The sequence below is a fragment of the Dolichospermum circinale AWQC131C genome, assembly GCF_000426905.1.
Taxonomy (GTDB): domain Bacteria; phylum Cyanobacteriota; class Cyanobacteriia; order Cyanobacteriales; family Nostocaceae; genus Dolichospermum; species Dolichospermum circinale.
In genome coordinates this window covers 64,154-83,225 of the sequence record NZ_KE384595.1, presented here as the reverse complement: position 1 = coordinate 83,225, position 19,072 = coordinate 64,154, and the positions used below count along the sequence as shown (strand labels likewise).

Annotated in this window: 16 protein-coding genes; 4 read left to right on the top strand and 12 right to left on the bottom strand. The window is 37.7% G+C overall.

The annotated features are described in order from the left end of the window. From ACIR131C_RS26585 to ACIR131C_RS0104865, 4 genes are all read right to left on the bottom strand, one after another. Positions 1–884: serine/threonine protein kinase (locus ACIR131C_RS26585; protein WP_035371513.1), on the bottom strand; the 884-nt coding region annotated here is incomplete at its 3' end. 92 nt (positions 885–976) lie between these two features. Further along, entirely contained in the window at positions 977–1,312 is a 336-nt protein-coding gene (locus ACIR131C_RS0104875; protein WP_028082185.1) for a XisI protein, read from the bottom strand. Beyond that, on the bottom strand, positions 1,300–1,716 hold the full coding sequence (locus tag ACIR131C_RS0104870; RefSeq protein WP_028082186.1) for a XisH family protein: 417 nt from the start codon (positions 1,714–1,716) through the stop codon (positions 1,300–1,302). Before ACIR131C_RS0104870 ends, ACIR131C_RS0104875 begins: the two co-directional genes overlap by 13 nt. A gap of 113 nt (positions 1,717–1,829) precedes the next feature. Further along, positions 1,830–2,171, bottom strand: a complete 342-nt coding sequence (locus ACIR131C_RS0104865) for a protein kinase domain-containing protein (RefSeq protein WP_028089294.1) — start codon at positions 2,169–2,171, stop codon at positions 1,830–1,832. Between the two features lie 143 nt (positions 2,172–2,314). Here ACIR131C_RS0104865 and ACIR131C_RS0104860 point away from each other — a divergent pair, with 143 nt between their 5' ends. Beyond that, entirely contained in the window at positions 2,315–2,950 is a 636-nt protein-coding gene (locus ACIR131C_RS0104860; RefSeq protein ID WP_028089293.1) for a Uma2 family endonuclease, read from the top strand. A gap of 126 nt (positions 2,951–3,076) precedes the next feature. Here the strand turns inward: ACIR131C_RS0104860 and ACIR131C_RS0104855 are convergent, their stop codons facing one another. The 7 genes from ACIR131C_RS0104855 to ACIR131C_RS0104825 all read right to left on the bottom strand — a co-directional run bounded on the left by ACIR131C_RS0104855 (position 3,077) and on the right by ACIR131C_RS0104825 (position 9,939). Beyond that, on the bottom strand, positions 3,077–4,390 hold the full coding sequence (locus ACIR131C_RS0104855) for a TldD/PmbA family protein (protein ID WP_028089292.1): 1,314 nt from the start codon (positions 4,388–4,390) through the stop codon (positions 3,077–3,079). A gap of 169 nt (positions 4,391–4,559) precedes the next feature. Beyond that, positions 4,560–5,435, bottom strand: a complete 876-nt coding sequence (locus tag ACIR131C_RS0104850; protein ID WP_028089291.1) for a Tab2/Atab2 family RNA-binding protein — start codon at positions 5,433–5,435, stop codon at positions 4,560–4,562. Between the two features lie 103 nt (positions 5,436–5,538). Beyond that, complete coding sequence (locus ACIR131C_RS0104845; protein WP_028082190.1) at positions 5,539–6,225, bottom strand: uracil-DNA glycosylase; 687 nt, start codon at positions 6,223–6,225, stop codon at positions 5,539–5,541. A 214-nt stretch (positions 6,226–6,439) separates the two neighbouring features. Then, positions 6,440–6,805, bottom strand: coding sequence for a hypothetical protein (locus tag ACIR131C_RS21925; protein WP_051289429.1), 366 nt, complete (start codon positions 6,803–6,805; stop codon positions 6,440–6,442). Between the two features lie 61 nt (positions 6,806–6,866). Then, entirely contained in the window at positions 6,867–8,090 is a 1,224-nt protein-coding gene (locus tag ACIR131C_RS0104835) for an MFS transporter (RefSeq protein WP_028089290.1), read from the bottom strand. 45 nt (positions 8,091–8,135) lie between these two features. Then, positions 8,136–9,110 (bottom strand): glycosyltransferase family 2 protein, encoded by a 975-nt coding sequence (locus ACIR131C_RS0104830; protein ID WP_028089289.1) that lies wholly within the window; start codon positions 9,108–9,110, stop codon positions 8,136–8,138. 127 nt (positions 9,111–9,237) lie between these two features. After that, complete coding sequence (locus tag ACIR131C_RS0104825; protein ID WP_028089288.1) at positions 9,238–9,939, bottom strand: C40 family peptidase; 702 nt, start codon at positions 9,937–9,939, stop codon at positions 9,238–9,240. A gap of 1,788 nt (positions 9,940–11,727) precedes the next feature. Here ACIR131C_RS0104825 and ACIR131C_RS0104815 point away from each other — a divergent pair. The 3 genes from ACIR131C_RS0104815 to ACIR131C_RS0104805 all read left to right on the top strand — a co-directional run bounded on the left by ACIR131C_RS0104815 (position 11,728) and on the right by ACIR131C_RS0104805 (position 15,889). Then, complete coding sequence (locus tag ACIR131C_RS0104815) at positions 11,728–12,666, top strand: serine hydrolase (RefSeq protein WP_028089286.1); 939 nt, start codon at positions 11,728–11,730, stop codon at positions 12,664–12,666. Between the two features lie 135 nt (positions 12,667–12,801). Next, positions 12,802–14,667, top strand: a complete 1,866-nt coding sequence (locus ACIR131C_RS0104810) for a tetratricopeptide repeat protein (RefSeq protein ID WP_028089285.1) — start codon at positions 12,802–12,804, stop codon at positions 14,665–14,667. Between the two features lie 223 nt (positions 14,668–14,890). Beyond that, positions 14,891–15,889 (top strand): tRNA-dihydrouridine synthase family protein, encoded by a 999-nt coding sequence (locus tag ACIR131C_RS0104805; RefSeq protein ID WP_035371512.1) that lies wholly within the window; start codon positions 14,891–14,893, stop codon positions 15,887–15,889. A gap of 298 nt (positions 15,890–16,187) precedes the next feature. Here ACIR131C_RS0104805 and ACIR131C_RS0104800 read toward each other — a convergent pair whose 3' ends face one another. Next, positions 16,188–18,869, bottom strand: coding sequence for a DEAD/DEAH box helicase (locus ACIR131C_RS0104800; protein ID WP_028089283.1), 2,682 nt, complete (start codon positions 18,867–18,869; stop codon positions 16,188–16,190). Positions 18,870–19,072: the final 203 nt, after the last annotated feature.

Below are 19,072 nucleotides of genomic sequence, written 5' to 3'. Positions count from 1 at the left end.
GGGGTTCTTACTTCCCTTACGGGGTGGGGGTTAGGGGGTGGGGTTCTTACCAAACCCAAATTTTCCCGAAACTTCAACACCGTCGGAGTCCGGTTTTCCGGTTCTATTTCCATCCCTGCTAAAATAGCATCATTCACCCTCTGACTAATGCCAGAATTATAATGTTTTGGTTCTGGTAAAGGTTCATCATCATATTTCCGGTTTTGTGCGGGTACGGGACTAAATTCACCCTCTTTATTGAGTCCATCAGCCGTGAGCAGATAATATAAAGTAGCAGCTAAAGCATAAACATCGGTATGGGGTCCAAAACTCCCTTTGCGACGATATTGTTCAATAGGTGCATAACCTTCCGTTAAAGAAGCAGTCATACTTTTAGTAGCAATACTGCGAGTTAAACCAAAGTCAATTAAAACCGCTTCTTGTTTATTTTGACGTAAAAGAATATTTGCAGGTTTAATGTCGCGGTGTAAACTGCCTTTAGCGTGAACATATTCTAAAGCCTGACCAATTTGATCTATATATAATAGTGCTTCGCTTTCGGTAAGTTGTCCATTTTGTTTAATATATTGAAATAAAGTTACTCCATCAATATATTCCATCACTACGCCAAAAAGCTCACCTGATTGGATGACTTCATGGACTTTGAGAATATGCTGATGATCAAAACCTTTAATTGTCAAGGCTTCGTTAATAAACTTAACCTGTTGTTCTGGAAAATCCTCTCGCAATTGCATTTGCTGATTGAGGGTTTTAATGGCGTATAATTTACCCGTGCTAGGTTCTAAGGCTTTGTAGGTAGTCCCAAAACCACCACTACCCAAGGGTTTACCTTCAATGATAAATCTACCGTTATTAATTTCTTGCCCTGGTTGCCAAATAATCATATTCTTGTAGATATGGTGAAGATTAATTTAATTATATCATGGTAATTATATCATGGCCTTGGTTAGATCCCCGACATCTTGAGAAATAGAAATTAAGCTACCCCATAACCAGTATAAGGACGTTTGTATGGTGGTTGTAAACCAAAAACAATATCCTCTTTTGGTACTCCCATATTGACTAATTCTTGAGCTAAATCTGTTTCTGTGGTATTTTGTTGAATCCAGATTTTGTTATTTTTAATGTCAAAATGAATCACACTATGATAAACCCGCGTTAAACCGTTCCAACCAACACGAAACAATTGATAATGATCATGAATGGTATCAAAAATCAATTCATTATCTATTTCATCATATTTAGGTTTAAATTGACTATGTTCTTGGAGTATAGTTTGAATATATTGACGATAATTTTCTAAATTTGCCATTTGACAATTACCTCCATTATTGGATTATAGACTATGATTTTAACTTTATGTCTTTCTACTGCTATTTTAGCAAGTCGAGTTTGAAAAAAGGATTTGTAAGTTTCTTCGGGAACTGCTAAATATAATACTCTTTGTGATTCTGTTTCTTCTAACATTATTTGATAATTGAGAAATTGTCCTAATGCTGTATGAAATTCACTTACTGCTGAGTTACTAGCAAAACTTTTAATTTCTACAGCAATCTTTTCTTCTCCTTTTTCGGCTGCAATTAATCTTTCTGCACCTAAATCAATTTTCAATGTTGTATCTTCTAATTCTACCTCTAATGGATCATGAGTAATTAACCATTGTTCTTTTAATAATGCGTTGACAACTGCTTGATGAAATAAATCTCTTGCTGACATAATGCTGACATAATACTGTAAATCCTTTAATCCTGTACTTCGACTTCGCTCAGTAACCGTATATCCTGATTTCTGACAAATACAACTTTCATCACCAACAAACCATCTATAAATTACCATCCTTTACATCCTTTATATTGAAATAAAGTTACTCCATCAATATATTCCATCACTACGCCAAAAAGCTCACCTGATTGAATGACTTCATGGACTTTGAGAATATGCTGATGATCAAAACCTTTAATTGTCAAGGCTTCGTTAATAAACTTAACTTGTTGTTCTGGAAAATCCTCTCGCAATTGCATTTGCTGGTTGAGGGTTTTAATGGCGTATAATTTACCCGTGCTGGGTTCTAAGGCTTTATAAGTAGTCCCAAAACCACCACTACCCAAGGGTTTACCTTGAATGATAAATCTACCGTTATTAATTTGTTGCCCTGGTTGCCAAATAATCATACCCTTGTAGATATGGTGAAGATTAATTCAATTATATCCTGATAATTATATCATGGTGTTGGTTATATTCCCGACATCTTCAATAAGTTGGGGATATCCGATGTTATAATATTAAAAAATTCAAATCATAAGGAGTGGCAATGATGTTGTTAGAATTAAAGCGCATTCATGTACCACCAGGACAAAGAGTTATATTAGAAAATGTGACTTGGAAAGAATTAGAAACAATTATTGCAGAATTGGGAGAACACCGGGCTGCGCGAATTGCTTATGATAGGGGAATATTAGAAATTATGAGTCCTTTACCAGAACATGAATTTGATAAAGAAATTATTAGTGATTTAGTCAAAGCATTGTTAGAACAGTTAGATGTTGAATTTATTAGTCTTGGTTCTACGACCTTTAAAAATCAATTTATGGCACAAGGTATAGAACCTGATCAATGTTTTTATATTCAAAATGAGGCTGTAATTCGGGGGAAAAAAAGATTGGATTTAACAATTGACCCTCCTCCAGATTTAGCTTTAGAAATTGATATTACTTCCCGTACCCATTTGAATATATATCAAAGTTTGCAAGTTCCTGAAGTATGGCGGTTTGAAAACGGAATTTTGCAAATTAATCTTTTACAAAATGGTGTTTATGTGGAATCTAAATCTAGTTTAAATTTTCCTAATTTACCTTTAATTGAAGTGATTCCTGAATCTTTACAGAAGAGTAGAACTATAGGAAGAAATGCGACATTAAAGGCTTTTAGAAATTGGCTAAACAGCTTGTAGAAAGGTAAATTCCTCTCTACAAGGTTTAAATTATTTAGTTCTTTCTAATGTATGGTAACAACCCATAGCTACTTTGGTATTTGGGGCATATAAAAGATGACGCATAAAGGCGGTAATATTGGCATTTTAACTATTTTTCCCCGTAATAGATAGTCCTTCTACTATCAGTGATGGTGTATAACAAGAACCATTCCAATCTGCGTCTCCACCGAGTTGTACCACTTGTTTCAGGGCTGTGTAAACATTTCCTGCTACCATTGTATCCTTTACCCGGCCAATTATTTGACCGTTTTTTACCCGATATCCTAAGTCAACATTAATAGAAAAATCACCAGATAGTCCGCTACAACTACCTAACATTTGATCGATAATTAAGCCATCATCCATCTTTCTAATCAAGTCTAATAAGGAAAGATCACCAGGTTGAATTAGGAAGTTAAATAGCCCCGGTGTGGGATAACTACTTAAACCAGGACGGAAACCATTACCAGTGCTACCAGTGTTTAATTTTTGTCCCGTAGTGCGATCGCTATAAAAATTCCGTAAAATTCCATTTTCGATAAATATTAATGACTGGGTAGGTTGACCTTCATCATCAAAGGGACAGCTATAGGGACCTGCGGCTGGGTTTTGGTAAAGGGTCAGGGTGGGTGCAATTACTGGTTTACCTAACCTATCAACCCAGGGAGAAGATTTTTCGAGGATATGTTTACCATTCAAAGCTGCTTGCACAGTTCCCCACAGCATATCTGCTGCTTTGGAAGTGAACAAGACAGGACAACGACCACTGGGACTAGGAACATTTTCCTTAGCCCAATTTAAGCGCTGTAAAATTTGATTGGCTACTTTCTCTGGGTGAAGTTGATCTCGTTGGGTTTGGCCATCAGCAACATTGAGAAAATCATCACCTCTGACCCATTCTGCTGACATATAGCAGCTAAGTGTGGTGTCAGTGTAATGAGAGTCTAAACCTTGGCTGTTGATTAGTCTAGTGTTCTCTAGATCACATTCCCATTCACTATGACAAAGGACATCTGGATAGACATCACGAATCAAAGCGATCGCCTCTTTACCCCAATTAATCAACCTTTCAACAGATACAGATGTGCCTAAATCCGGGTAATATAGCCCGCCATGACTCCCTAATTCTACTACTTCTGGTGGATTTAAGTGACTCAGTGCCAAAGATTTCTCCACCATAGCCTGGGGATCAACATCACCATAAGCTACCGTCAAACCGGGACAACCATCCCGCCATAACCGCAGGGCTGTACCTTCAGATTGACTGGTTTCTATTTGTTTGAGACGGTTGGCCTCAAAAAAAACCGGTCGAGAAAGCGATCTTGATTGGTACACCTCTGCCGCCTCAGCACCAGATTTGAAGGCAAGTTCTAGTAACTGTTCCGCTAGTGTATCTTGTAACAAATTTACAGAACCCATGTCCCCTTATGAATTATGGATTTTGGATATAAACCGCTTAATCGTCGCATATCATTATCCCATTAGCGTGTCATCAACAGTTACAAAAAAGGGAACAGGGAACAGGGAACAGGGAACAGATAAGAAACACTCATTTGCACCAGTTTAGAGCTTATCCCTGCTTGTACCCTCATGGCAAATTGATTTCTTGTAACAGCCAAAAGCCCGCAAAATCTTGGGATTGAGAATCGGACTGGACTCCGATAAAATGGACTCCATTGGCTTGTTCTTTGGCTACAGCAAAGCCTTGTGCTTCCGCTAAAAGTTCGGGGGTGCGGATATTAGCTACAACCCAACTTTCCGTAGCCCCAGTTTCTAAAATCAATCTGTTTCCACTACTGGTATCAAAGCGCAAATAAGCCATTTCTAAACCCGACATCCAAGCGGCTATTGGTAAAGCCCTGGGGGAGAAAATCAAAATCCCTGGAATGCGGGTTTCTGGGGACAATTGCGCTAATTCTAGGGGAAAGGCTTCACCAAAGCCTATTTCCCAATCTGGCATATCAGCAAAATCACTTGCTTGTAAGGTAACAAAAGTCCATTGTTTTCCTTCTAAGGCATCTGGTAAACGCTGGGGTAAAGGTCTATCTAAACGCACCGAAGGATTAGTCACTCCCTGATATCCCGGTTCTTGGGGGTAAACTTCTGCCATGCGCTGCTGTATCCATTGATTAAGAACTAAGGTACGACGACTCGGTGCTGCGGGTATTCCCACGTCTTCGCAGGATTTTGTAATCATGTTATTCATTTGGCGACGGAAAAAGCGGATTTTGGTAGGCACTGTACCCGCTTTATCTATAGCTTCCTGTATTGCTGTCCGCAACCAACCAGAATTTACCTGGGTACTAGGGCAGTATTTAGCATAGCGAAACAGAGTATCTGTCGGTGTACCAATATCTACGGGACTTTCACAAACTAACATTTCCCACACTTTTTTCTGGTTTTCGTCCAAAATTGGACGGGAGTAAAAATCAAGTTCCCAGTACGTTTTTCTCTGGCTGCCCATGTTTTAATAGTAAAAATCTGATGATTTAAATATTTTGATTTTCTAACTTTACCAAGTTACAGGAGTATTGACGAGTTAAAGATGGTAATTGGTGATGTAATGCTTAATTTTTGTCTTTTGTTTTGATTTCATCCAACTTATCACGGACTGTCTGTATATCTTGCCACATGAGCCATTTCGGCGCTCCCTGTTCCCGCGAAGGGTTACGCAATAAGTAGGAGGGATGAAAAATAGGCATACATAAGCGTCCTTCCCATTCCAACCATTGACCACGAATTTTAGTAATAGGTCGTTTGTCTCCAATTACACTTTTAACTGAGGTTGCACCTGTCAATAAAATGATTTTTGGGTTAACTAAGCGAATTTGCTCTAATAAATAGGGTTTACAAGCCGCTATTTCTTCTCCTGTAGGGACGCGATTTTCCGGTGGTCTACACTTACAAATATTGGCTATATATATATCTGTATCTGTACTTAATTGAACTGATGCTAAGATGTTTTCTAGTAGTTGTCCTGATCTACCGACGAATGGTAAACCTGTTTCGTCTTCGTTTTTTCCCGGTGCTTCCCCGATAATCATAATTTTGGCTTGGGGGTTACCACGGCCAACTACAGCATGAGTCCGGTTGGCTGCTAATGGACAACGGTGACAGTGATGACAGTGTTTTTCTAATTCTCCCATATTCTCATAAGTTCCGGGGACAATGGGAATTTGTCCGTTGACAGGAATTAGCGATCGCTGGTTTAAACTAGAATTATCAAAGAGACTTAGTTGAGTTTCGTGCTGCATGGAGTTTGGAAGGCAGAATATGACGGCCTATTTTAGATTTACAAGATATATTTCAATTCAGGGCAGGGTTGGGGTATGTTTGTACTTCACGAAGTTGAAATCTGCTGTGTTACCGTATGTATTATTGATCCTATCAGAAAATAGACTTATATCAAAACTATCTATCAGATGTTTTCAGAAAACCAGAAACTAAATTAAATTTAATATGCTCATCCTAGAACCTTTGTAGAGAATTAATCTGGTTAGGGATTCTCGACTCTACATTCTTTTTCATGAGGGGTCTATTGATGGGAATTTTTGTCTGCCATACCTGCTCAAATTCTGCTTGAGTAATTTCAAATTCTTGTATGTCTAGTATATCTATTTTCTGATCACACAACATCCCATAATCGTCTAAGAAGTGGCTATGATCATAAAATAAAACGTTGCCATTTTCATAGACTTCTATTTGTCTAAGAGGATATAAAGTATTGCCAATTTCCATGAAGTATGTACTAGTACCCCAATCATCAAATTCACCACCCAGGGATACATCCCAAACCCATTTATAATATTTTTTTGTTTCTTGTTTTAGAGACATAATAAATTTAATCCAGCCAGTAATTTTCCTCTAATATTTAAGTTGCTATTTTTCTGTTAAATTATTTTACAGCATAGACATCTTGATTACGACCAAAGGCAAAACCTAGAGATTCCGGTATATTGCGGCTAGATTGAGTCAAGAAAACTACAATCGTCAGAACTGTTAAACCCGTGATAAAACCAAACATACTACGATAACCAAAGGTTTGAGCAAATGTTCCCAAAATTGCACCTGCTATAGCGAAACCTAGATCAAATCCGATGAAAGAAACAGCAAATATTCTACCTCGTTCGTGGGGTAAACTTCTATCTGTTATTAATACGGAAATCATGGGAATTAGTATACCAGAAGCAGCGCCTTCCATTAATGCTCCTAATAAAAACATGAAAGTGCTATTTGCTTGCCATACGCAGATGATAGAGAGAGTATAAGCTATCAAACTCATAGTGACAAATAAACCACGTCCATATTGATCAGAAGCTTTACCAGTAAATAATCTACAACTAAAACTGGAAATGGCGGCCACGGAGAAAAATAAGCCTGGATTTAAATCCACTCCTGTTGATTTGATGAATAGGGAGATGAAAGTATGTAAACTACCTAAGGTCAAACCACTCAATAATAGGACTATAGCAGGAATCCGCACGGGAGGACTAGTTAGTATTTGCCAAAAGTTATCATTTTTGCTGTTAATTGGTTGAATGGCAATAGGTGGGTTGACAATGGGGATAATAGATAGTAAACCTAGACATCCTAAAACCGCAGATGAGAGAAATAATGGGGTATAACCAGCAGTTGCTTGTAAAAACCCACCTATGGCAGGACCTATGCCCACACCCAAAGGACTTACTAAACTCATGTAACCGACAACTTCCCCCCGACGGTGTTCTGGTGTTAAATCTGCCACTAAGGCGGTGTAAGCTGTGGCAAAGGCAGCAATACTAATACCATGAAAGGCACGAATCAACATGAGGGGAATAACCGATTTTACCACTAAATATCCCAAAGGAGCGATCGCTGCCACAAACATCCCCATCTGTAAGACTATTTTCCGGCCTCGGTTATCAGCTAAAGCGCCCATGGATGGTCTAATTAGTATTATACCAATGGCAAAGCTACCCATAACAATGCCAATTTCTTGCTTATTCGCACCAATGTGTTCAATATACAAAGGTAATGTCGGCAATAGTGAGGACAAACTTGACCAGAAAAACAAACCTGCGGCAAATAACATGAGTAAGTTTTTCCGCAGTGCAGCGTCAAAAGTATCAAAAGCTTTCACGGTAGACGCAATAATCCTATAAAGTATGATTTTACCATTGTTACGTTACTTAACATTTTTTGCCACAACTTCCCGCACACGATAGATAGGCCTTCCCTGAGATTCATGGTATGTCCGCATTAACAATTCTGCCAAAAGACCGAAACAAAACAACTGTACCCCAGTTACTAGCAGCAAAACCGCCAAAATCAACAGAGGACGATTACCAATATCTACATGAAAAACCAATTTAACCAAAGTTAAGTATATTCCTATTCCTGCACCAGAAACCATAGAAATTAAGCCTAACATTCCAAAAACGTGCATGGGACGGGTGAGGAACTTTTTCATAAATAGAATAGTTAATAAATCCATTAATACCCGAAATGTCCTTGATATCCCATATTTACTCTGTCCAAAACGCCGCGCATGATGACGCACAGGGACTTCAGTAATTCTCGCCCCTTCGATATACGCTAATGCTGGTAAAAAACGGTGTAATTCCCCGTAAAGATTCATATCCGCGACTAACTCAGCCCGATAAGCTTTGAGAGAACAACCATAATCATGAATATACACGCTAGTAGCACCACGAATTAGCCAATTGGCGATTTTAGAAGGAAGTAGGCGATTTAATGCCCCATCTTGGCGATTTTGTCGCCAACCACTGACTAAATCATAACCCTCATCCAGCTTTGTAATTAACATGGGGATATCAGCCGGATCATTTTGTAAATCAGCATCTAAAGTCACAATTACCTTGGCCGTAGCATAATTAAAGCCCGCAGACATGGCCGCAGTTTGTCCATAGTTACGACGTAAAATCACCACTTTTAGATCAGTACGAATTTGTGCCTGTTCTTTGAGAAATTCCGCTGAACCATCCCTAGAACCATCATCTACACAAATAATTTCATAGTTCAATTTACTATCTGTGAGAGTGGAAGAAATTGCTTTTAGTAATAAAGGTAGGCTTTCTACTTCATCTTTAATTGGTATAACTACGGATACATCTAAAATTGGTGGTTGATGATTAGTCATTTTTTATAGCTGATAATTGATTGGATATAAATTCCCAAATTCTTGAGAAAGTCAGAGATTTGCAGGTTGTGGATTAAATTAAGTATGTCACTAAAATAGTTTTGGTAGGTCGAAAAATACGGTTCATCTATCCGTTACCATCATAACTTTTGATTACTCTACCAGCGCCACGCAATTGTTGATAATAACACTGACTAACTTTGTCTCCTTGTTCTGAAAGTTGGTCAATACCAATACCATTCCGGCCTTGATCCTTTCCTGAACTGTGGATATAATCACCATTACCTAAATACAAACCCACGTGAGTCGCTTTTTTTGAAGTTCCAAAAAATATTAGATCTCCTAATTTTAATTCAGTAATATCAACCATTTGAGTAAAGGCCTCTTGTTGATAAGCATCTCTTGGTAGCCAAACACCTACAGATTTAAAAGCGGCTTGCATGAAACCAGAACAATCATAATTAGGTGCAACTGTACCACCCCAAAGATAATAATTATCTTGTTCCTTTGCTGCTTGAGTAAAAGCAATAATGTCGGGTATGCGTTGTTGAATTTCTGTTGCTAAGACCAACTGGGGCTGATATAATGTTTGAGTCCCTTGAATAAACTGCAAATCTTCCCTGGACAACCATCCTGGATAGTCGTCTTCACATAAACAGACTTCAACTGCTTTATTTTCATGATTTGATGTTATTTGTAAATGTCGTCCTGTTGCAGCTTGAGTTGCTAACCGCACACATTCAGGGGAGTCATAGAGATTGAGGTTAGTTGTACATTGATATTCATTTGTAGGAGAATAGGGAATTTGTGAATTTAGATTTAAGGACATGGGTAATATGATGATTTTTTGTAGAAATGTTCTCTGTATCAGGATTATCTTCTCTACATTATGTAATTTACCATTAATGTCATATCTAAACTATCTTGAGTTTTGGTAATAATCAGTAATAATTGAACGCAGATGGACGCAGATAAACGCAGATAATTTCTTGACCTGAACATATCCCATCAGTTACAAGATACTTTACCGCTGACACAGATATTATTTTAAATAATCTTTTTTAAGTCCTTTTTTCCTGGTGTGCTTTGAGTTTATAGTTTTATTTATCACTGCGTATGAATGAGTTAACCATAAATTATAATTAAAACTTATCATTATAGGATAATACTTTTAATATTCATAACTTAGGAAAATTCCACTTTAGATTTTCTTAATAATTAATTGAGAATTATTTTTATTTAGGAACGAGCTTGCAATACTTTCGGCGATTTGCTAGAATTATTGAGAATTTCATAATTGGGTTACTATTGTCAATTTTCTACCCTGCTAAAAGATGATTTTCAAAAGCCTTTATTTATAGTGGTTTCAGAGGTCAATTTTGAAAAAAATACAAAACTTTACAAATTAGCAGTGGTTTGAAAGAGTAAATTGGGGAAAAATTATTCAGCAAATAATGTACTTTGACTGGTAGAACAAATATACTATTGACAAATAGGTTGATTTATGATAGGCGAGGGTTTTTTGTAGTAGTTAGGTAAAGTCTTGACTAGTTAGAGGTTGAGATAAAACATCAATATCATGTATACTATTTATACCATTTTATTTTAAAGTTCACCCAGGTACAAACCTATCCGCGTTTATCTCCGGTTCATTGCTGATTCCTGTACCCATATCGCATTAAGAATGATGTAAAGATGTTTCATGAAACGTTTTTACAAAATTTTGGTAACAAAATAAAAATATCTAAAGTATTGTATTTTTCGTTGCGGTTTGAGTAGCTAAAAGGTCAAAAATTGCGAAAATAAATTTATATGTATAAAGTAGTAAGGGCTTTAGCCCTTACCTATTAACGAGAAAACCAGAAGATATTACCCATCTTTGCTGTTTTCTGAAAATGGCAAATGGCAGATTAGATCACACTCTATTAACCATTGAGCAGTACAACGAGGATAACTATTTGGATCACAGGTCCACACTAGTTTTTGGTGACAGTTTTCACCCTTTTGATTAACTGAGTTTTCAATTTCCTGATTAACTGAGTTTTCACCTTTCTGGTTATTGATATTAGTCGAGGACATAATTTAAACTCCTCTTATTTGTTTTTTAATTAAATCTTAACTATTTTATATAGCAACTTATGGGTATATTAGTAAATAACTAAGGTAGATATTGTAATATTTATTTACATCCTATCCCATTTTACAGAGCTATGATTCTAGTCAAGATTCGTTACTTGAAAAAATAGTATGAATAACAAGGAATTAAAAATATAGGTTTTAAAAATAAATTATGCCTGCGGAAATTCTAGTTAAATAAAATAATGTTTAATTTTTCAATTAGTTAGAAAATAAAAGACTATAAAATAAACATCTGGAGGAAGTGAATCTAGAAATATTCAATGTAATGTCTCTACAATAATATTTAATATTTAATTTAATATTTAAGATATTAAAAAATCATCTTTTACTAAACTTTGAAACTTATTTACGAGTGATTTACGGAAAATAGAAGTAAGAGGAAAAAGAGAGATATTTGTCAATAACTAATTACCAATGATCAATGACTAATAACTAATGATAAGATTACACTAGTAAAATATCAGGAAATTATTCACAAATGGTTTTTTTTAATCAAGACAAACAACTAGAAAATCTCGGTAATCAAATATTAGAAGCAACTTGGACAAAATTTTCGACTTTAGCACCTAACCAAATTGCGCTGACTTGGGTTGTATATGATCCTCCTGCACCTGTTAATACAGGTGGTGCGCTGACTCCCAATGCTTTCTGGGAACACCCAGTCCGGGGATTTAGCTATCGTGGGGGAGAACGTATTTATCCTGCTAGTGTGGTAAAATTATTCTACCTGGTAGCGGTGCAAGAATGGCTAGAAAAAGGCATGAGTCAAACAACGGACGAACTAAACCGAGCTTTGACAGATATGATAGTAGATTCTAGTAATGATGCTACTAGCTTAATTGTTGATATTCTCAGCGGTACTACTTCCGGTCCTGTGTTAACCCCTGGTCCTTTTGAAACCTGGAAATATCAGCGTCAGATTGTTAACCGCTATTATCAGTCCTTGGGTTGGGAGGAAATAAATGCAATTAATGTCTGTCAAAAAACCTGGGGTGATGGTCCCTATGGACGGGAAAGGGCGTTTTATGGGGAAATGTTTGAAAACCGCAATATGCTAACAACGGATGCCACTGCTAGATTATTACATAGTATCGTGGGTGGGGTGGCAGTGTCTAGTGGGCGATCGCAAGGGATGATGAAGTTACTTAAACGCAGTCTTCATGCTGATGAATTACCCCAAAATGTTGAAGAAGATCAGGTTACAGGCTTCTTAGGCGGTGGATTACCGGAAAATGGTCAAATCTGGTCAAAAGCAGGTTGGACAAGCACAGTGCGTCACGATGCGGCTTATATTGAATTACCAAATCAACGTCCTTATCTGTTAGTGGTATTTACAGAAGGGAAGGAACAAGGAAAAAGTCGGGAAATCTTGCCTTTTGTTTCTGGGAAAATTGCGGAAGCAGTTAGTAAATTATAACCAGGAATTAACTCTAGAACAACACAGATAAATTTTTTCATTGGTGGATTAGGAAATGCTATAATGATTCCTGAATGATTTTTAGTTGCTCCTAATTCCCCATACTTAAAGCTGCTACAGCTACAATTAGCTAAAGTGTCAAATTCTCTACCATTACGTGATCAATATCTGACTTTAATTGATGACATTATCCAAACCACTCTCAAGGGTAAGATTAGCTCTGTAGAGCAGGTTTATCAAATGTTACTCAAGGGTATTACTTCTGGAACTGGGGAAGTATTTGAGTTAGTTTTGAGCGATCGCCTCAATATTATACAATCTCAAGTAGATTCGGAAACGGATGAACTGAAAAAAGCCAAGGCTACCCGAAGTTTACGCGCCGCTAAAACGATTCAAACTCAATGGCAACGGTGGCAAGAACAAAATAAAGCCACTGAAGCCATATCCTTATCTATGCGGGAAATTACCACAGCCACCGCAGATGAGAGATTAACAGCTTTATTACGAGCCATTGATCCTAATCAAAAGTACCCATTAAATTTATCCCAACTGCAACAGTTAGCCAAGTCTTTACAACAGTTTGCAACTGCTAATGAAGATTTTGGGCAAATTGCTGAGGGTATTACCCATGGTATAGCCTCTTGGCAAAGAATACAAGCAAATTTACTTAATTGGATGTATGAACAACAGAATACTTTAGGATTTGGGGGTTTACCCGGAGAAAATAGTCCTTGGTCTAGTTGGGCTAAAGTAGTCAATAGTGAAATTCCCCAAGTATTTTTTCAGACTCTAGCAGTAGAACAATCAGCGCTAGAATTTACCCAAAAACAGCAGGGAATTAGTTTAAGTAATTGGGTAGAATTAACAATAGTTTTACAGTTTTTACAAAGAGGTTTAATTACTTGGTTTGATTCCTACGGAGCGCTTCGCTATCAACAAGCTTATGATATTCAAGCCAGACCAAAATTATCTATTTCCACATATTTAACCTTTGCAGTAATTTGGAGTCAATTAGCAAATGGTTTTGAAAATCAAGCAGTAAAATATAGTAATGCTGCTTCTCAAATCATGCTACAAATTTTGCGAAATTTTGCCCAATGCCCTTATTTTCCCCTATATGGAGGGATTTTTGCCTCATTTTCTGGTAGTTATTTACGTGATGCTTTAGATTATTTAGATGCTCCCTTGCGTTCTGCCGCAGGTACTCAAGAAAAAGCTCGGATTTTGACCTTATTGGGTTATTCCCAGCGGGGTTTAGGCAGATATGATCGTTCTCTCAATTTTCATCAACAAGCTTTAGAAATAGCTAGAAATGCGGGTGATAAAACCTGTGAAATTGCTAATCTTAATCACCTCAGTCGCACCTATGTGCAACAACAAAATTATAGTGAAGCCATTAATTATAGTCAACGGGCATTAATTTATAGCAGACAAACAGGAGACAAAACCGGGGAAGCTAACGCTTTAGTCAACTTAGGTTATAGCGAAGTCATGCAAGCCAAAGAAACAGAAATTAGTGAACCAGAAGTTTATGAAACTGCAATTAACTATTTAGGACAAGGGTTAAAATTAGCAGAAAAATTAGGTGATCTACAAAGTCAAGCTTTATGTTTTAGTAGTTTAGGTATTGCTTATTTAATTACCGCACAATACCCAACCGCAATTAAATATTTAGAAAATGCCTTGAAAACTGCTCAAATTGCCGGTGATTTGTATTTACAAGGCCGAAATTTAGCATATTTAGCTGAAGCTAATTATCATCTTGCTAATTATGAACAAGCAGTTTACAATGCTAGTTTAGGAATGTATCTTTTAGAGCAAATTGCATCTCAAGAATGGCAAAAACCAGCTAGTTTACTAAATATTATTAGAGGACAAATTGGGGTAGACAAATTCCAACTACTGCTACAACAAAATCGCCAAAAAATGATCGCCATTATTGGTATTGACGGCTATGATTATATTCCCCCATTGCTGGTAAAATATCAAGAAGAGATGTAATTTAAACTTGTATCTAAATGATACAGGACTTACGCAAAATATCTCTCAAATCCTCATTTATCCGTGACCTCTGTGCCTGGAGTGGTTCGTTATTCCATGAATCTTGCGTAAGTCCTATGATAAAAAATCAAAGAGTCACCCTGTATACCTAGAAAAGTGGAAATAATTCCCTTATAAACAATTCCTTACTCCAGTTATGCCTGATTAAAAGCTACCTATCTCTATGTCCCTACTTCAAAAAGGAATACCACTCACTGCCCTTGCGCCAATGCAAGATGTGACAAATCTCTGGTTTATGAAAGTCATCGCCCATTATGGTAGTCCTGATTACTTTTTTACCGAGTATTTTCGCGTAAATGATACCTCACGACTCAACCCTAAAATTTTGGCAGCAATCACGGAAAATGATACAGGTAGCCCAGTTTTTGCACAAATGATTGGGGAAAGTGTTCCCGACTTAGCAAGAACAGCAAAAGAACTCTGTAAATATAATACTGCGGGAATAGATTTGAATATGGGCTGTCCAGCACCCAGAATCTATCGTAAAAACGTAGGAGGTGGATTACTACGAGAACCAGAAAAAATAGAGCGGATTTTAGCAGAACTGCGGTGTGTTGTGAATGACCGCCCTTTAACCGTTAAAATGCGCGTAGGCTTTGAAAATACAGATAACTTTTATAAAATACTCGATATAATTGCCCGTCAAAACATTGATTTATTAAGTCTACACGGTCGCACAGTCAAAGATATGTACCACGGGGTAGTAAAATATGATTTAATTGCCCAAGCCGTCAAACGGGTTGATTGTCCAGTGCTGGCTAATGGTAACATTAACTCAGCCACAACTGCTATCGAGGTGCTTTCTCAAACCGGTGCAGCAGGTGTCATGGTGGGACGTTGGGCTATCGGGAACCCCTGGCTATTTGATCAAATTCGTCAGGCTTTAGCAGGACAACCTATTATACCTGTGTCTTTAGTGAAAGTACGTAATTATATAGACCGTTTGTGGCAAACTCCCACAGCGTCAACTATGCCAGAACGAGCGCGGGTCGGCTACCTAAAAATGTTTCTTAACTACATTGCTTTAAGTGTTGATACTGATGGTTGTTTCCTCCGCATGATGCGACAAGCACAAACTGAGGTAGAATTACTTACTATCTGCGATCGCTTTCTCCTGGCTGAGACGAAAACTTTGGCTTTAATCCCATCATTAAGTGGGTAATTTTAGTTACTATTTAAATGAGGAGGGATTTTCTCATGGTGGTATAAATTATGTTTCGCGCCAAGCCGCAAAGTCGCAAAGTTGGAGATATTGAATTTTCCTGATTAAAGGGAACTAAGTATATGGGCTGAGAAAATTTTCTGGGGTGTCTATTCATGCGCTTATGCGTATTTTACTTTTATTAAAAATAATTGTAATTAATAATAAGTAGTAAAATATAGCCTTTCCTAATCTAATAAAGTACAAACCAATTTATTCCCTATTCCCTATTCCCTGTTCCCTGTTATCTATTCCCGATTTACTCCATTGCTTCATTTACAGGGAATCTATCAATTAACTGTATAGCCCTTTGAGCATTACGCCGCAATACATCTGGTAAATTAGGTACATGAGGAATCTGGGATAATAAATCCAGCGTTCGGCGTAAAATTCGCACTACGTCCCCTTCGTCTAAAGTGGTTTTCTGACATAATACCTTCCACTCTACCCCTAGCGCCCACTGTTCCACTAGAGAAATCAAGCTAATAAAGCGAGTTTCCAAGCCCACTGGTAAGGCCACGCCATGACGATACTGCACTTTTAACACAGAACGGCGAATAGGTTGCAATGCTAACCAGGCTGTATCTGCCTCCGTGGATAAACTAAAGTCAACTTTAGTATCTGGACGCGGGCTTTCAGTCACTAAAGCCGCTACTACTGCTGCTAAGTTATGGGGACCAATATTGTCTAATTCTCCGCTGGCTAAGACTAAACCTAACCATAACTCATTTTCGCCACGAATGGCCGCCGCAATCTCTCCTAATTTTGTCGGTATTAAATTATTTAAACATTCAAATGACTGCAAAATTTCAATTAAACAAAGAAATTCCTCCCAGTATCTTTGGGATTGTAATGATATTTGCTCTTCTAAATGTTCAATTTCTGCCTCTAATTCGACACAACGCGCCCTATTTTTAAATATTTTGGCAATATTTCCCGATTTATAGATGGGATGATTTTCTAACTGTTCTTGAACAGCGGTTAAGCGGCTAAGTTGTTCTCTTACTTCTGTTGGTAGATGATTAAATTCTTCTGGTTTAGGAATGCTTTGAGCAATAGTAATTGTGCTTTCATCACCACGTATAGAATGTCCTCTTTTTAAGCTCAATTCTGAAGGTGGGATAATATTATCTGGTACTTCTACTCGTGGCATTTCTGCATACATATCTAATATATCTGCTGAAGTTGCTACATACCAACGATTATTTTGTCCCAAGCAGACAAAGTAAGAGATTTCACCGAAATTAACAGCCTTATCAATTAATACTACTGTTATCGGTAAAGGTGACATGGAACTTCTGTCTTGAAGACTCAACATAGTCCCAGATATGGCAAAATCTAGCATCATTGCCAATTGGGCTTTTCTGTCCTCCTGTGCTTGTTCTTGCAAGGTTTTGAAAATTTGCCGTTCTACTTTCAATCTTTGACGCAATTTTTCATACACCATTAATTCATTTTCATCAATAGCTGCCAGTTGTCGTTGAATTTGCGCTAATTCGTCCTTAAATTGCCCTAATTCTTCAAAATCTGGTTGTAGATGCAAATTAGACATATATTGTCCAAAACTGCGTTCTATCAGTTCTCTGGCTTTTTCTATGGTATGAGTTTGCAAGAGATTTAATACCATACCATAGCTGGGTGTAAACTGACTCACAAGGGGATCAGCCTTAGATGTGGCTAAATAAGACGCTTCCTTAGCTCCTTCAAAGGGGGTTTGTAATGTCACTACATAACCCTGTAAATCCATACCTCGACGACCGGCGCGGCCTGCCATTTGCAAAAATTCCGAAGCATTAAGTAAGCGGTGTCCGTTATCAGTCCGCTTAGACAAAGTAGAAATTACTGTAGTTCTTGCAGGCATATTAATTCCTGCCGCTAAGGTTTCCGTAGCGAATACCACTTTAATTAATCCCTGTTGAAACAGTTCTTCGACTAATACCTTCCAAGCTGGTAAAATGCCCGCATGATGAGCGGCAATTCCTCGGTATAATGGGGCAACTTGTCCAGTCCTGGCTGCGTCGGGGTTCTTACGTAAAAATTCATCAATTTGTTTACGTAAAATTTGAGACTCATCATTATTAACTAACCATAAATCACCAACTTCTTCCACCGCTTTATCACAGCCTCGACGACTGAAAATAAAGTAAATTGCCGGTAACATATCCCGTTCTTGTAGTTGGTTGAGGGTATAAATAATCCCCGGTGGTTCTGGTCTTCCAGCTTTACCTTTTTCCCAATATCCCTTTTTAGCTTTTTTTACCAAGCGGGGGTTAATTTTGGTATTAGTTTCATTTAATAACGGAAATAAGCCCTTGGGATTACAGAAGTTAAATTCTAGGGGAACGGGGCGAAAATCAGAGTAAATTAGGTCTGTTGGACCATGAACATGATTTAACCAACTGGTCAGTTGATCACTGTTGGCAACGGTAGCAGAAAGCGCTACAAGTTGGATAGAACGAGGACAGTAAATAATGGATTCTTCCCATACTGTACCCCGTTGGCGATCATTCATGTAGTGGCACTCATCTAGCACTACAGCCTCAACATCTGTTAAGGAGATGCCAATTTGACCTATGGGCGTGCCATAGAGCATATTACGGAAAATTTCCGTAGTCATCACTAAAATTGGTGCATCTCGATGAATAGAAGCGTCTCCCGTCAGGAGTCCAACTTGATCAAAGCCAAATTTTTCGCGGAAGTCTCGCAGTTTTTGATTAGATAACGCCTTGAGGGGAGTGGTGTAAAATACCCGTTTCCCGCGAGATAAGGCACGATAGATAGCGTATTCCCCAATTAAGGTCTTTCCTGAACCTGTGGGCGCACAGACCACTACTGAACGGTCAGCATTTAGGGAAGAAATCGCTTCTTTCTGAAATTGATCTAATTCAAAGGGGAAGATTGACTTGAGGTCAATGTCATTAGCAGGGGCAGAATAATTCACTCAATCATAATTTACAAGCAGACTATCTATTATCATAACGCGATTAGTGGTTGGCTATGTTAGTCAGAAAAGCCGAGTTGTGGAGGTATGGCCGAAGGGGATGTTTGAAAACCGACATTCCGCACTTGATCATCTAGTATAAGCCTTTTCCAGAATTATTCTTAAATAATGGTTAAACAATTAAGTATTTAAACTGAAAATAT

Bases quoted from the DNA above. Each gene is read 5' to 3' on its own strand.
- ACIR131C_RS0104850 (WP_028089291.1), bottom strand. From the start codon at position 5,435: ATGGGCAGCCAGAGAAAAACGTACTGGGAACTTGATTTTTACTCCCGT.
- ACIR131C_RS0104870 (WP_028082186.1), bottom strand. From the start codon at position 1,716: ATGTCAGCAAGAGATTTATTTCATCAAGCAGTTGTCAACGCATTATTA.
- ACIR131C_RS0104855 (WP_028089292.1), bottom strand. From the start codon at position 4,390: ATGGGTTCTGTAAATTTGTTACAAGATACACTAGCGGAACAGTTACTA.
- ACIR131C_RS0104865 (WP_028089294.1), bottom strand. From the start codon at position 2,171: ATGATTATTTGGCAACCAGGGCAACAAATTAATAACGGTAGATTTATC.
- ACIR131C_RS0104825 (WP_028089288.1), bottom strand. From the start codon at position 9,939: ATGTCCTTAAATCTAAATTCACAAATTCCCTATTCTCCTACAAATGAA.
- ACIR131C_RS0104805 (WP_035371512.1), top strand. From the start codon at position 14,891: ATGTCCCTACTTCAAAAAGGAATACCACTCACTGCCCTTGCGCCAATG.
- ACIR131C_RS0104860 (WP_028089293.1), top strand. From the start codon at position 2,315: ATGTTGTTAGAATTAAAGCGCATTCATGTACCACCAGGACAAAGAGTT.
- ACIR131C_RS0104845 (WP_028082190.1), bottom strand. From the start codon at position 6,225: ATGCAGCACGAAACTCAACTAAGTCTCTTTGATAATTCTAGTTTAAAC.
- ACIR131C_RS0104815 (WP_028089286.1), top strand. From the start codon at position 11,728: ATGGTTTTTTTTAATCAAGACAAACAACTAGAAAATCTCGGTAATCAA.
- ACIR131C_RS0104875 (WP_028082185.1), bottom strand. From the start codon at position 1,312: ATGGCAAATTTAGAAAATTATCGTCAATATATTCAAACTATACTCCAA.
- ACIR131C_RS0104830 (WP_028089289.1), bottom strand. From the start codon at position 9,110: ATGACTAATCATCAACCACCAATTTTAGATGTATCCGTAGTTATACCA.
- ACIR131C_RS21925 (WP_051289429.1), bottom strand. From the start codon at position 6,805: ATGTCTCTAAAACAAGAAACAAAAAAATATTATAAATGGGTTTGGGAT.